The following is a 13,578-nucleotide window of genomic DNA, read 5'->3' as shown; positions in this document are numbered from 1 at the left end:
ATTAATTAACAACTGGCTTCACCCGTTTTGCGGTAATGATTGCCTAATACTTAAACGCACTAATCATGATGAGAAAACTGTTTGCACTCACTTTTTGCATGGGAAGCTTTGCTGCGTATGCGCAGGAGGAAGTGGCTATCATTACGGCCAGGCTGGATAAATCCCCGAATGATACCGTGGTGAACCTGTACGAACCTTATTCCGGTGATACCGCCAGCACCGTCATTAAAAACCACCAGTTCAGGTTAACGATGCCGATGTCCAAAGGAGGAAGCGTATATATTATGCAGATAGGCAGCAACCCGGAACTGGGCGGCGCATTGGTATACCTGGAAAAAGGAAAGATGAACATCACCGGGAAAGGCGGTTATTTTAAAGACGCCACTTTTTCAGGCGACTCCTGGGTAAAGGAATGGGAAGAAGTAATGGACCTCACTTCCCCGGACAAAGGCGATGGTAAGTTGTTTGCAGAGCTGGAACAGAAGTACCATAAAGCAATGGAAATAGGTGATGAGGATGCTGCGGAAGCCTACAGCAAACAGGGTAGCGAGGTGGAAAAGAGGCAGAAAGATATACTCCGTAAATGGGTGTTGGCTCATCCGAATTCCGGTGTTACCGGTTATATCATCACGGTATATTTCAGTAAGGATAATAAAGAGATGGAAGCGCTTTACGATGGCCTCGGTGAACACGCAAAAGCCGGCAGGATCCTGCAACGTTGGAAAAACCCGGGTAAAGTAGACCCGTCACTCCTTTCATTAAAGATGAATGAAGAAGGGGAAACACCGGGCAGACCAGGCCAGATAAAGATAGGCGATGCTGCGCCGGCTTTCACCATCCCTGATGTAAATGGTAAAATGGTATCGCTGGGAGATTTCAAAGGAAAGTATGTACTGGTAGATTTCTGGGCCAGCTGGTGCGGTCCCTGCAAACCACAGATCCCTTACCTGAAAGCAGCCAATGAAAAGTTCAAAAATAAAAACTTCGTGATGGTAGGCATCTCGCTGGATTCCAAAAAAGAAGCCTGGGTAAAAGCTATGGAAAAGCACGAGCTGAACTGGCTCAATCTCTCCAGCCTGAAAGGTTGGGGCGATACGGCAGCTGCAGCTTACGGCGCCAGCTACATTCCTTCCAACATATTGATCGGACCAGACGGAAAAATAATTGCCAGGGATCTTTATGGCGATGCGCTGGATAAAAAATTAATGGAAACAATTAAATAAACTGTTTGAGGTAACACTTCCGCCAGGGGCAACGGCACTATCGCTGTGCTGTTGCCCTTTTTTGTTTACTAAAAAGATACCATTCATATGCATTCTATCATTAAAATAATCATCTTCCTGCTGCTGCCCTTATACAGCCTGGCGGAAGAAGGGTTTGTGATCAAAGGGAAAGTAACGGGCGTCATCAGCGGATACGTAGCTATCCTTGAACATGTTGATGCTGAAGGGAAGCCGGTAATGCTGCCGCCAAGAGTACGGATCGTCAACGGCGAGTTTACCTTTTCCGGAAAACTGGAACACCCGGAGCTGGTGCAGTTAAAAGTGAGTACAAAAACAGTACTGGTATTCCTGGAAAATACCAGTTATACTGTTGAGTCCAGCCTGGATTCACTGAAAGGAACTTCTTTTAAAGGCGGCCCGTTGAATGATCAGTTTTATACCTATCAGCAGCACAATAATAAGCCGCCTATGGAATACGTGAAGGACAACCCGTCGCTGGAATTATCGGCCTGGCTGGCCCTGCGGAATGCCTCCACAGCGGAGAAGGCACAGGCAGGTTATGATCTCCTGAACCCTGCAGGGAAAAGCACCTGGCATGGAAAGGCGTTGCTGGCAAAGATTGAATCATTTAAGCGCACCGGCGCAGGCGCTGCATTACCGGAACTGAAACTGACCGACCCCAATGGCCACGCATTTTCCATCGGGGACATGACCGGGAAAATTGTGGTGCTGGATTTTTGGGCATCGTGGTGCGCTCCCTGCCGCGCTTACATTCCACAGATGCGGAACCATTACAACAAGTTTAAAGAGAAGGGAGTGGTATTTGTAGCCGTATCTGTTGATGACGATAAAGCCAAATGGCAAACTGCTGTGAACGAAACTAAAATGGAGTGGCTGCAGGGACTTACAGAAGGCGGCTTCAAAGCAGGTGCGGGTGTGCAGAAGAATTTTAATATCACCAGCATCCCGTATGTGGTGATAGTAGGGAAAGATGGAAAGATTGCTGCATCACTGGACTTCTATAAAAAAGATCAGCTGGAAAAAGAATTGGATAAACTGGTAAAATAAGATAACAAACGATATGACTGTTACACAAAAACTACAACTGTTACTTACGTTTATCATGGGCATATTTCTCTCCGGCTGCACGGTGTTTCAAACGCCCGAGCCACGGCTGCCAAAAAAGCTGGCCGTCAGGATTTTTAATATCACGCCACAGCGCGCGGCGCTGAAAATAGAAGGCATCTATTATAATCCTAATAATTTCGGTTTTACGTTTAAAAGCGGCGACCTGGAGCTGATGCTGGATACTTTCCTGTTGGGAAAGGTTCACATTGATACCGTGATAAATGTGCCGGCGCATGCGCTATTCACAGTGCCGGTAACAGTGGCGCCGGATTTCAATAAACTGGGTCAAACAGGCATTAACCTGGAGGACTCTGTACACATTTCTTTCAAGGGTACCATGAAAGGCAGTGTGGGATGGTTCTCCAAAACAATCCATATTGCCTATGATGGCCGGCATTACCTGGACCTGCAAATGAACTGATTTCCCCCGTTGCTGTAAGGTGGCTGGTATCAGTACCTGGCAGAGTACTGATACCAGGAGAGATGTCCCTGGATAATATGCGACAGGTTTTCTATATACCGGCGCACGGTTTTGTCCTGCTGCCCAAAGTGGGGCAGGTGGTTGCAGGTATGCACAAATTCTGCTGTAAATTCATTGTGTAGCCGCACTGTTTCCGCATAGGCGCTATCCAGGGTACACTGTTGTTCATGTTGAATGATCAATACCGCATTCATGGCTTCCTTTTCTTTCTCATCCTTTCTGACGGAGAAAATATCGTTGGAAAGCGCTACTATCAGGCTTGTCAGTTTCCTGAGTTGCTTTATTACGGGGTTCTCCAGCACTTCGTTGGTGAGCAGCGTAGTTCCTGTTATTTCTGCGAGATCGGCAGTTGGATAAACGCCAATGAGATCTTCCCGGATAACCAGGTAGTCGCTCAGCAGCGGGTAATGAACAGGGGTTTTGTAACTAAACTATATGCGGTAGCGGTTATCATGGTATGGAAGAAGCCTTGCATATCGTTGATAAACCGGTCTTTTTTTAATCATTTTTCTGCGGTGTATCCTTTGGCGTTAGCCACCTGTATAATAGACTGGTTAATGGCAGCGCCCAGGTCGTCAATTTTATCAGTTTTCTTTAATGCCTCATCAATATATTTCTGCCGTTGTTTGCCCAGCACGGCGATTTCTTTTTGAATGCTTTCCCTTTCCTTGCTTTTCTCTGCCACCAGGGTTGTCAGCTCTGCCTGGCTTTTTTCTTTCAGCTCTTTGGGCAGCTCATTTTTGCTGATGCTTTTTAATACGTTGGGATCTTGTTTCACGCGGTCTACCAGATCCCAGTTGTCGTTTTTATAAACAGCTTTTGATTTGCTTACAAACCGTTCTACAGAGTTGGCGGAAGAGAGAGATTGGGCATTTTTATCCTGCGTTACCTGGTTGCTTTTTCTTAGCTCACCGGAAGCGCCATATGCGATATAGGTTTTGTTGATCCGTTCGTTGCAGGCTTCAATGTTTTTATCATAGGGAGTTTCAATAAAAACCACCTTTCTGTCGGAATCGATATTAAAATACTGGCCTTCGCCTTTGTCGGCGCCGTCTTTCCAATGGGTGGCTATTCCTTCCCGTTTATCGCCGCAGTAAATAGTATTTATGAAGATGCTTTTGCTGATGGCTTGTCCGGCGGCGGTTTTATAGCTCACCGGTCCCTGGTTGAAAGGCTCGTTGCCTGCAATATAGATGAGCTTCATATCAGCTTCATCTTTCCCCCACTCGAGTGATTTTACGGCAGATGTGATTACCGCGCCGCAGTATTCTGATCCGCCATTGGTGTGAAGGGCGAATAGTTTTTCGGAGATAAGATCGAGATCGGTGGTCAGCGGGGTTACCTGCCGGATGTAATCATCCGAGCGGGAGAGGCCGTCGTTGCCGTATTCATAGAGCGCGATTTCTATTACAGGCGTTTTACCTTTGTATTTCAGGGTGGTGAGGGTATTGATAATATTCCAGAGTCTTGATTTGGCCTGGTCTATCAGCCCATCCATGCTGTTAGAGGTATCCAGCAGCAAGGCTACCTGTATACGGGTATTGTCGGCGGCGGAAGGAGTGGTAGCGATAACAGGTGGCGGGGCGGCTGTTATGCTTTTTGTTTCCGGGCTTATCTGACCGGTATTATATTTCCATATCAGGAAGCCCGATACCAGTATGGCGCTGGCGAATAGTGTCGTTTTCATGATGTTTGATTTAAGATTACCCCATGAAAATAAAGGGTCTTCTTTAGCCGGCGGGACACCACTTGGTGAAATGGTATATTGAATGGGTGAAATACCTGCCTGCCCGTTCTGAAAAGTCTTATTTTGCGGTAGAATCAATGATCATGGTACGTTACTGTATTTGCATATTTATCTTGTTGGGGTTGTTGTCTGCAGCAACTGCGCAGGATTCTGCCGGCGGCAAGCGTGGTACCTTTCCTGTGTCCAAGGCGGCAAAAGCCCTGAGGAAATCGCTTTCCAATAATGATGATGAACTGCAAACAGCCGGTAAATACGAGGCATTGGCAAAAGAACTGACGGATAAAAGTGAATATGCCAAAGCGGAAGAATATCTTAAAAAAGCGCTGGACATCTACACAAGATTAAATCATAAAGATGCGGCAGCTGCAGGTCGCGCACTGGCAAAAGTGCAGGAAATGCAGAACAAGATTATACCGGCTATACAAAACTACCAGTCCGCCGGCGATGTGGCGATAGATAAAAGCCTGGTGAACATCAACCTCAATGATGCCAACCGCTTGCGGAACAACAGCAACCCCCGGGCGCAAACGAACTACGCCCAATCCAATGTAGACATCATTGAAAAGACCGGCAAGAAAGAAGAAGCCGCGGATGCCTACAAGCAACTGGGAAACAGCCTGCTGCTGGAAAACAATACCTCGGATGCCATCGCCAGTTATAGAAAAGCAATCGAGAAAACCGACAATACCCGTGAGATTGCAGACATCAGCAAGAAAATTTCTAAGGTATATGTGGAAGGAAATAATATTGATGCCGCCATCCGCATGAATGAGGCGATCCTGGAAAAAGCAAAGCAGGAAGATAACATTGAATTGCAGATAGACCAGGTGCGGGAACTGGCACAACTGTACACCACGAAAAATCTACCTGGAAAAACGGGCAGCCTGTTAGAGGAAGCATACGCGCTGGCATTTAAAAGCGGAAATACCTCAAAAACGAAAGACTGCCTGCTGGCGCTGACCCGCTACTACCGGGAGCAGCAAAAGGAAGCCGTTGCCATGACGCGGTATGACGATTTCCTCCATCGCCTGGATACGCTTATCCGGACCGATAGCTCCCTCGTAGATGCCAGTCTGTTCGATATTACAGAAGGAAAGATCAAAGACCTGGAAAGGGAAAAGGAATTACAGCTGGCGCTGATCAGCAATAAAAATAAGCTTAACTATTTCCTGATCGCCTCTATTTTAGCAATGGTGGTACTGCTGTTCTTTATTGTCCGCTCCCTGTACGCCATTAAAATCAAGAATAAGAAAATTGCGTTGCAGTCGTTGCGGCGGGAAATGAATCCTCACTTTATCTTCAACAGTCTGAATAGCGTAAACCAATACATTGCCGAAAACAAGGAGGTGGAAGCAAACAAATATCTCACTTCCTATTCCGGCCTGATGCGGAATGTGATGGAACATTCCAATAAGGATTTCGTTCCTTTATCTACTGAGATTGAACAGCTGAAAAGCTACCTGGATCTGGAGCAACTGCGCTTCAGCGATAAATTCATCTACATACTGGATATTGATGAAGCACTGGATACCGATGCCGTCATGATTCCGAATATGCTGATCCAGCCGCACCTGGAAAATGCGGTATGGCATGGGCTCCGGTATAAAGCCACGAAGGGGTTGCTCCGGGTAACATTTCAAAAACAGGCGCAGTTTATACAGGTGGTGATAGAAGACGATGGAATAGGGCTCACGGAAAGCCGTAAGTTGAAAACCATTCACCAGAAAGCGTATCAATCCAGGGGCATTACCAACACTACGGAACGGATCAGTTTACTGAATGATATTTACCATCTTCATATCCGGTTGCAGATGGAAGAAATAACATTGGAAGGCGCCACCGGTACACGGGTAGTGCTGCAACTTCCTTTAATGGATAAAAAATGATGTTAACAGAAAAAATCACTTCCGTGATCGTGGAAGACGAAGCTGCCGCCATGGCCGCCTTGCAAAACTACCTCGGGAAATTTTGTCCGCAGGTGGAAGTGGCAGGCACGGCCCAGAACAGCCGGGAAGCCATCGCGTTGTTGCATGAACTGCGGCCGCAGCTGGTATTCCTCGATGTGGAAATGCCTTTTGGCAACGCTTTTGACGTACTCGATGGCTGCCAGGATCTTCAGTTTGAAACTATTTTTGTAACGGCCTTTTCTGAATATTCCCTGAAAGCACTCAACCAGAGCGCTGCCTACTATTTACTGAAGCCGGTGAGCATAGAAGAATTGATCCTGGCAGTAAATAAAGTGCAGCAACAACTTCAACAGAAACACTGGCTGAACAGGAACCGCATCATCCTGGAAAACGTCCGGGAAAATAACCCCGGTATGCAACAGGTAATATTACCCACCCTGGATGGATTTGACGTAGTGAAGATGAACGAAATTGTACGCCTGAAAGGGAATGGTAATTTTACAGATGTTTATTTAACCAATGGAAGTAAAAAGATGGTATGCCGTTTTCTGAAACATTTTTCAGAGATGTTGCCCCATCCGTTTGTGCGGGTGCATAAATCGCATATCATCAATATCCATTATGTGCAGTCTTATCATAAAGGTGCGGGTGGATATGTAAATTTGAATGATGGTACTGCGGTGGAGGTATCGGCGGCTTATAAGGATAATTTGCTAAAGGCGTTTCAGTAGGTATTGCGAGCTATGGACTTTTGATAAACCTTTTGAATAATAGAATACGAACCAGCTATGAAGAGAATTCAGGAGTTTAATGAAATATCAGATTATATTAAAAAAACAGATCTGCCGGCCAGTCCCAGGGTTTCTGACTTTTTCATTTACAGTTGGAGTGGGATAGAGGGAGATGCCTGCGTAAATGAAGTGCCTTATCGCAATCATTATTTCGAAATCATACTTGAAGTGGATCCGGGCTGTGACCTGAGCGTGGATGATTTTGTGTTTCCCGCTGGTCAGAGCCGGCTTTTTTTTGTGAGTCCTTACCGCCTGCTGTCATGCAAAGAAACAAAAATAGGCAGCCCCGGTAATGGGTTTTCTGTTCTCTTCAAGCCTGAATTTATTCATGCTACTTTATCCGGACCGGGGTTTCTGCGGGACTTTCCTTATTTCAGCCATTTAAATTCTCCGGGCGTTACCTTAACCAGCGGGGAGAAAGATGATATTTTAGAGCTTTTGGGTAAGATACAGCAGGAGTATGATGATAGTATTTATGGCAGGGAAATCATCAAAAATTATCTCCATATTCTTTTGCTGAAAGGAAGGAAGTTTTATGAACAACAGGCGTCCACTACCACCAGCTTTAGCCGGGAGCAAAAAATATATAACGCTTTCATGTTGCTGGTACAGGAACATTTCATGAAATCCGATGCAGTGGCCGACTATGCCAAACGCTTATACATCAGTGCCAAGCATCTTTCACAGACCGTAAAAAATGTTAGTGGCAAAAGCGCGCTTCAGATTATTCATCATACAAGGCTGCATCATGCCAAATCACTGATGCGGCAAACCGACCTGACTATTGCACAAATTGCCAGCGAACTCAACTTCGAGAACCCGGATTACTTTTCCGTGTTCTTTAAACGCCTTACCGGCGAAAGCCCTACTCAATTCCGTAGTTCTTAAAGCTTCTCCCGACATTCTCAAAGGAGCCGGTATAAATGCCCGGTTACCTTTGCATCAAAAGAATTAATAATGAACAGATTTAAAGGTAAAAAGGCGGTGGTAACCGGCGGCACACATGGCATGGGATTAGCCATTGTGGAAAGGCTCCTGGCTGAAGGGGCTGAAGTTATATTTACTGGCCGGAATGAAAAAAAGACAGGAGAAGTTCAACAGGCACTCAATGCAGCAGCATACGGAGTGCGCTCCGATGCTTCCAGTATGGCCGACATACAGGCATTAGGACAGCTTGTTGAGGAACGCTTTGGCCGCGTTGACTATTTATTTATTAATCATGGCACAGCAGAATTCCAGGAGTTGGCGGAGGTAACGGAAGCCTCGTGGGACCAGCACTTTAATGTGAACACAAAAGGAGCTTTCTTTACGGTAAAGCGCCTGGAGCCGCTTATTAATGATGATGGCGCTATCATTTTTACTACTGTCGCCAATGATCGTATTTTTCCCGGTCTGAGCGCTTACTCCGGTTCAAAAGAAGCTGTAAAGGCATTTGCGAAAGTACTTGCAGCAGAGTTACTCCCCAGGAAGATCCGTGTTAACTCAGTTGCGCCGGGCTTCATTATGACTCCAACGATGGGAGTGGCCAACCTGACGGAAGAAGACAGGGAAACATTTATCGCGCAAGGGAATGAAATAACACCCTTGAAACGCCACGGCACCGTTGAAGAGGTAGCTGCTGCAGCGCTGTACCTGGCCGCTGAGGCCACCTTTACCACCGCAATTGAACTGCCGGTGGATGGTGGATTTGCTCAGGGTATCTGAGAATAACACAGAAATGGCAACACAATTGTAAGTTGGAAAACTAACCTGTGAAGGTTAGTTTTTCCATTTTTAACTGGAGTTCCGCACAATCAGCTCCGTTTTCAACACCCGGATAATACTTTTCCATTCTGATACATCGCGGCTGATCTGGTCTATGAGCAGCTGCGCGGCCGTGCCGCCGATTTCTTTTACCGGTTGTGATACCGTGGTTAAAGAAGGATGAATAAGTCCTGATGCAAAGTCGTTGCTGAAGCCCACCACCGCAATATCTTCCGGTACCTGTAAGCCTCTTTTCTTCACCACCTGTATAATCTCAATGGCGGTAGGGTCGTTAATGGCAAAGATGGCATCCGGTGGATGGGGGAGGTTTAAAAGATGGTTTACATAGATATGCACCTTGTCGAGGTTCAGATCATACGGGATTACCAGGTCTTCATCCAGTTCAATATTGTTCTTTCTTAAAGCGGCCTTATAGCCGTTCAGTCTTTTCTCACTTATTTTGAGTGAAGGCGGGCCGGATAAATGTGCGATCCTTTTCCTGCCTCTTTCAATCAAATGATTTACTGCGCGGAATGCGCCATCATAATCGTCAACAATTACTTTGGGTACATCCATTTCATCACATACCCGGTTAAAAAATACGATGGGAATACCCTTTCGCTGGAATATCTTTAAATGATCGAAGTTCTTTGTTTCTTTGGTGATAGACACCAATACACCATCTACCTGGTTTGCCAGCATCACTTTAGTGTTGGCTACTTCCGTTTCATATGTTTCATTGGATTGGCAGATGACCGTGTTATAGCCGGCTTTGCTGGCTACTTCCTGCGCGCCGATGGTGATATTTGGGAAATAGGAACTGGTAAATTCCGGAACGATGATGCCTATGGTATTTGTTTTCCTGGTAACCAGGCTGATCGCCAGCATATTGCGCTGGTAGTCGAGCTTTTCCGCCAGATCCAGCACGGCCTGCCTTGTTACTGCGTTCACACTGGGGTGACCGGTTAAAGCCCGTGATACGGTTGACTTAGAAAGATTAAGCTCTTTCGCAATGTCAACGATGGTGATCTGGTGTCGCTTCATGGGTTATTTTTATGTAAAGAAACACAATTATATCAAAAATGGGAACATTCCCAATTTATGGGAATGTTCCCAATAGCAAAATCATCATTTTTTTTACCATCGGGTAACAGTTAGTTATAATCTTTGGACACATAAATTCTCACGATATGAAAGAACTGTTGCTCTCAACCTCTTTTGCGCCAGCCGTGCCTGTACCTGTCACTTTACGCCAATCATCCACGTTTCACATATTGCACCATTACATGGAGTAGGTACCTCCACCGGCGATTTGCCCGGAACACAAAAAAAATATGTGAATGAATCATACAGACTAAAATTCTAAAAACACGTTTGGGGGTATGCACAAAAATGTTTTCTTATCAGCAGGGTATCTATTGCTCCTGCTCTTTATCATCTTCCCTGCTACGGATGTAGCAGCACAGCAGCCCGCCACGGGGCCAGCTGATAAAATATCAATTACCGGCAAAGTAACGGAAGCCGCAGGCACCGCCCTGGTAGGGGTAACGGTCCGCGTGAAAAACGACAAAACATCCGCCATCACTAATGAAGACGGGATCTATCACATTACCACCAGTAACGCACCCGGCACAACGCTCGTATTCAGCTATGTAGGATTTCTGAACAGGGAAGTAAAACTTACTACCGGAAGAAGTGTGTACAACATTGTGCTGGAGCCTTCCATAAAAGGGCTGAACGATGTGGTGGTAATCGGTTACGGAACTGTAAAAAGAAAAGATGTTACCGGATCGGTAGGCGAATTTAAAATTGCCGACCTGGCAAAAGCGCCGGTACCTTCCTTTGAAGAAGCCCTCGGAGGCCGCGTTGCGGGCGTACAGGTATCTGCCAGCGATGGTCAGCCCGGATCCGCATTGAACATCGTGATCCGCGGTAATAACTCCGTAACACAGGAAAACTCCCCGCTGTATGTGGTAGACGGATTCCCGATGGAAAACCCGTCCAACAACATCTTCAACCCGGAAGAAATAGCCTCCATCGAAGTGCTGAAAGACGCCTCGGCCACTGCTATTTACGGCGCCAGGGGCGCCAACGGCGTTATCCTTATCACCACTAAAAAAGGTAAAACCGGCGCGCCAACAGTTACCTATCAAACCTGGATGGGCTTCCAGGAAAATATCAAAAAGCAGAAGATGATGAGCCCTTACGAGTTCGTGAAATACCAGCTGGAACAGAACTCGGCTTTTTATACGCCCATCTACCTCGGTGAAGATAAAACACTCGACGACTATAAGAATGTAAAGGGAATCGACTGGCAGGATCAAATCTTCAGAAAAGCATTTATGCAAAACCACAGCCTCTCCCTGAGAGGTGGTAATGATAAAACAACCTATTCCCTTTCCGGCTCACTGCTGGACCAGAATGGTATCATCATTAACAGCGGCTTTAAACGCTACCAGGGAAGGGCGGTGGTGGATCAGCGGCTGAATGATAAAGTAAAAGCCGGTATCAACGTAAACTACACGGCTACCAAAACTTATGGCGCCGTAGCGTCGCCAACACCCAACGGCCCAACCTCCAGCCTGATGTACAGCGTTTGGGGCTACCGCCCGGTAACCGGCGACTCTTCCAGCGATGCCTCCCTCGTTAATGAACCATTTGATCCGGATGTGGACCCGCTGAATGAATACCGCATGAACCCGATCATCTCTACAAAAAATGAATATAACCCGCTGTTCAATAATACCCTTATTGCCAACGCATATGTGGAATACAACCCGGCAAAATACTTTACGTTAAGAGTAGCAGGTGGTATTACCAAAGAAGCGCAACGGAAAGAAATATTCAATAATTCCAATACCCGCCTCGGAAATCCAAAGAGCAGTATACTCGGTATCAATGGCTCCGTAAGCAACCTGGAAAGAACCAACTGGCTCAATGAAAACACCCTCACTTACGCCAGGGTGATCAACAAAGATCATAACCTGAATGTATTGGGTGGTTTCACAATGCAGAAGTCGGCTTACTATAGCTATGGCTTCTCCGCCAGCCAGCTGCCCAATGAATCGCTGGGGATGAGTGGCCTGGATGAAGGGATCATCAATACCGCACCTACGGCAAAATCATCCAATGCGCTGATGTCTTTTCTCGGTCGCGTTAACTACGGCTATAAATCACGCTACCTGCTTACGCTGTCGTTCCGTGCGGATGGTTCTTCCAAATTTCCCGACAACAACCGCTGGGCTTATTTCCCTTCCGGTGCGGTGGCCTGGAGGATCATCGAAGAATCTTTCATGAAAAATTTATCTTTCCTGTCAGATGCTAAAATACGCGCAGGATACGGCACCACCGGGAACAACCGGGTAACGGATTTCGCCTATCTCACTTCGCTGCAGCTGTTCCCTTACTCCGGCTACAGCTTTGGCAACTCGCCCGTGCAGGGCATTATTCCCAGCAACCTGGGATTCCCCAAGCTGAAATGGGAAACCACCGCGCAAACAGATATCGGGATAGACCTGGGTTTCCTGAAGAACAGGATCATGTTTACCGCTGATTATTATAAGAAGAATACAAAAGACCTGTTGCTAAACGCAACACTGGCGCCGTCTTCAGGTTACCTGAGCGGTATCCGGAATATCGGTAAAGTGTCTAACGAAGGACTGGAGTTTTCTGTGAACACTATGAACGTTCAGCATAAAAAGTTCACCTGGTCTACCAGCTTCAACATCTCCTTCAACCGCAACAAAGTAATACAGCTGAACGAAGGCGAACCCAGTTACGCCTCCCGCATCACCTGGGGTAACTTTAATAACGCTTATCCATATATCGCTATACCGGGTCATCCGATTGCCTCGTTTTATGGATTTATATTCGACGGCGTTTACCAGTACAGCGACTTTGACCAGTCGAACGGAACGTATGTGCTGAAAGATAAGGTGCCTAACAACGGTAATCCGAGAAGCAGCATCCAGCCGGGATACATTAAGTTTAAAGATATCAACGGCGACGGACAGGTAGATAACAGCGATCTTACCATTATCGGTAATCCTAACCCGATACACACCGGCGGGATCTCCAATAATTTCACGTACAAAAACTTCGACCTGAACGTATTCTTCCAGTGGAGCTATGGCAACGATATCCTGAATGCCAACCGCATAGAATTTGAAAACGGTGATGTAACCAGGTCTTTCCTGAATATGTTTGCCAGCTACGCAGATCGCTGGACGCCCGAAAATCAGACCAATAAATTATATAAAGTAGGCGGACAGGGACCATTGGTATATTCTTCCCGCACTATTGAAGATGGCTCTTACCTGCGTCTTAAAACCGTGGCACTGGGCTATAATTTACCTGCGGCGTTGCTGAAACAGGCTAAAATAAAAGGGCTGCGGGTGTATACGTCCGCACAAAATCTCATTACCTGGACCAATTATTCAGGACTCGATCCTGAAGTTTCTGTAAGGCAATCGGCTTTAACACCGGGCTTCGACTGGTCCGCGTATCCGAAGGCAAGAACCATCACCTTCGGACTGGATGTGACCTTTTAACGAACTAA

At 46.5% G+C, this 13,578-nt stretch carries 11 protein-coding genes; 8 read left to right on the top strand and 3 right to left on the bottom strand.

Annotation, left to right across the window (positions count from 1 at the left end; all coding sequences use genetic code 11):
• Positions 1–65 precede the first annotated feature (65 nt).
• The 3 genes from V7S65_RS24740 to V7S65_RS24730 all read left to right on the top strand — a co-directional run bounded on the left by V7S65_RS24740 (position 66) and on the right by V7S65_RS24730 (position 2,772).
• Positions 66–1,223 (top strand): TlpA disulfide reductase family protein, encoded by a 1,158-nt coding sequence (locus V7S65_RS24740; RefSeq protein WP_079472511.1) that lies wholly within the window; start codon positions 66–68, stop codon positions 1,221–1,223.
• A gap of 87 nt (positions 1,224–1,310) precedes the next feature.
• Complete coding sequence (locus tag V7S65_RS24735) at positions 1,311–2,291, top strand: TlpA disulfide reductase family protein (protein WP_336388151.1); 981 nt, start codon at positions 1,311–1,313, stop codon at positions 2,289–2,291.
• Between the two features lie 13 nt (positions 2,292–2,304).
• On the top strand, positions 2,305–2,772 hold the full coding sequence (locus V7S65_RS24730; protein WP_111579158.1) for an NDR1/HIN1-like protein: 468 nt from the start codon (positions 2,305–2,307) through the stop codon (positions 2,770–2,772).
• A gap of 29 nt (positions 2,773–2,801) precedes the next feature.
• Here the strand turns inward: V7S65_RS24730 and V7S65_RS24725 are convergent, their stop codons facing one another.
• Both V7S65_RS24725 and V7S65_RS24720 read right to left on the bottom strand, forming a co-directional pair.
• Positions 2,802–3,230, bottom strand: coding sequence for a terpene synthase family protein (locus V7S65_RS24725; protein WP_336388272.1), 429 nt, complete (start codon positions 3,228–3,230; stop codon positions 2,802–2,804).
• Positions 3,231–3,334: 104 nt separating this feature from the next.
• Positions 3,335–4,519: a vWA domain-containing protein gene (locus tag V7S65_RS24720; protein WP_336388150.1), complete on the bottom strand. Its 1,185-nt coding sequence runs from the start codon at positions 4,517–4,519 to the stop codon at positions 3,335–3,337.
• A 143-nt stretch (positions 4,520–4,662) separates the two neighbouring features.
• Here V7S65_RS24720 and V7S65_RS24715 point away from each other — a divergent pair, with 143 nt between their 5' ends.
• The 4 genes from V7S65_RS24715 (at position 4,663) to V7S65_RS24700 (ending at position 8,981) form a co-directional block, all read left to right on the top strand.
• Entirely contained in the window at positions 4,663–6,465 is a 1,803-nt protein-coding gene (locus V7S65_RS24715) for a tetratricopeptide repeat-containing sensor histidine kinase (RefSeq protein ID WP_310219820.1), read from the top strand.
• Entirely contained in the window at positions 6,462–7,217 is a 756-nt protein-coding gene (locus V7S65_RS24710) for a LytR/AlgR family response regulator transcription factor (protein ID WP_079472516.1), read from the top strand. The genes V7S65_RS24715 and V7S65_RS24710 overlap by 4 nt, the downstream gene beginning before the upstream one ends.
• A gap of 57 nt (positions 7,218–7,274) precedes the next feature.
• The gene (locus V7S65_RS24705) at positions 7,275–8,165 is read left to right on the top strand and encodes a helix-turn-helix domain-containing protein (RefSeq protein ID WP_336388149.1); all 891 of its coding nucleotides are present in this window, start codon (positions 7,275–7,277) and stop codon (positions 8,163–8,165) included.
• 69 nt (positions 8,166–8,234) lie between these two features.
• Positions 8,235–8,981 carry an SDR family oxidoreductase gene (locus V7S65_RS24700; RefSeq protein WP_336388148.1) on the top strand — a complete coding sequence of 249 codons (747 nt, stop codon included), beginning with the start codon at positions 8,235–8,237 and terminating at the stop codon, positions 8,979–8,981.
• Positions 8,982–9,050: 69 nt separating this feature from the next.
• On the opposite strand, the gene V7S65_RS24695 is transcribed toward V7S65_RS24700, so the two are convergent.
• Positions 9,051–10,064 (bottom strand): LacI family DNA-binding transcriptional regulator, encoded by a 1,014-nt coding sequence (locus V7S65_RS24695; protein ID WP_079472518.1) that lies wholly within the window; start codon positions 10,062–10,064, stop codon positions 9,051–9,053.
• Between the two features lie 338 nt (positions 10,065–10,402).
• On the opposite strand from V7S65_RS24695, the gene V7S65_RS24690 reads away from it, so the two are divergent.
• On the top strand, positions 10,403–13,570 hold the full coding sequence (locus V7S65_RS24690; RefSeq protein ID WP_336388147.1) for a SusC/RagA family TonB-linked outer membrane protein: 3,168 nt from the start codon (positions 10,403–10,405) through the stop codon (positions 13,568–13,570).
• Positions 13,571–13,578 lie beyond the last annotated feature (8 nt).

Origin of the sequence: Chitinophaga sp. CCNWYY40 (genome assembly GCF_037483205.1) — a bacterium.
Classification (GTDB): Bacteria; Bacteroidota; Bacteroidia; order Chitinophagales; family Chitinophagaceae; genus Chitinophaga; species Chitinophaga ginsengisegetis.
Note: the sequence above shows the minus strand (reverse complement) of the source record. Positions and strands in the feature narration are given on the sequence as shown.

What these genes read in the sequence shown, in the direction of transcription:
- V7S65_RS24740 (WP_079472511.1), top strand. Translation starts at nt 66, where the DNA reads ATGATGAGAAAACTGTTTGCACTCACTTTTTGCATGGGAAGCTTTGCT.
- V7S65_RS24735 (WP_336388151.1), top strand. Translation starts at nt 1,311, where the DNA reads ATGCATTCTATCATTAAAATAATCATCTTCCTGCTGCTGCCCTTATAC.
- V7S65_RS24730 (WP_111579158.1), top strand. Translation starts at nt 2,305, where the DNA reads ATGACTGTTACACAAAAACTACAACTGTTACTTACGTTTATCATGGGC.
- V7S65_RS24720 (WP_336388150.1), bottom strand. Translation starts at nt 4,519, where the DNA reads ATGAAAACGACACTATTCGCCAGCGCCATACTGGTATCGGGCTTCCTG.
- V7S65_RS24715 (WP_310219820.1), top strand. Translation starts at nt 4,663, where the DNA reads ATGGTACGTTACTGTATTTGCATATTTATCTTGTTGGGGTTGTTGTCT.
- V7S65_RS24710 (WP_079472516.1), top strand. Translation starts at nt 6,462, where the DNA reads ATGATGTTAACAGAAAAAATCACTTCCGTGATCGTGGAAGACGAAGCT.
- V7S65_RS24705 (WP_336388149.1), top strand. Translation starts at nt 7,275, where the DNA reads ATGAAGAGAATTCAGGAGTTTAATGAAATATCAGATTATATTAAAAAA.
- V7S65_RS24700 (WP_336388148.1), top strand. Translation starts at nt 8,235, where the DNA reads ATGAACAGATTTAAAGGTAAAAAGGCGGTGGTAACCGGCGGCACACAT.
- V7S65_RS24695 (WP_079472518.1), bottom strand. Translation starts at nt 10,064, where the DNA reads ATGAAGCGACACCAGATCACCATCGTTGACATTGCGAAAGAGCTTAAT.
- V7S65_RS24690 (WP_336388147.1), top strand. Translation starts at nt 10,403, where the DNA reads ATGCACAAAAATGTTTTCTTATCAGCAGGGTATCTATTGCTCCTGCTC.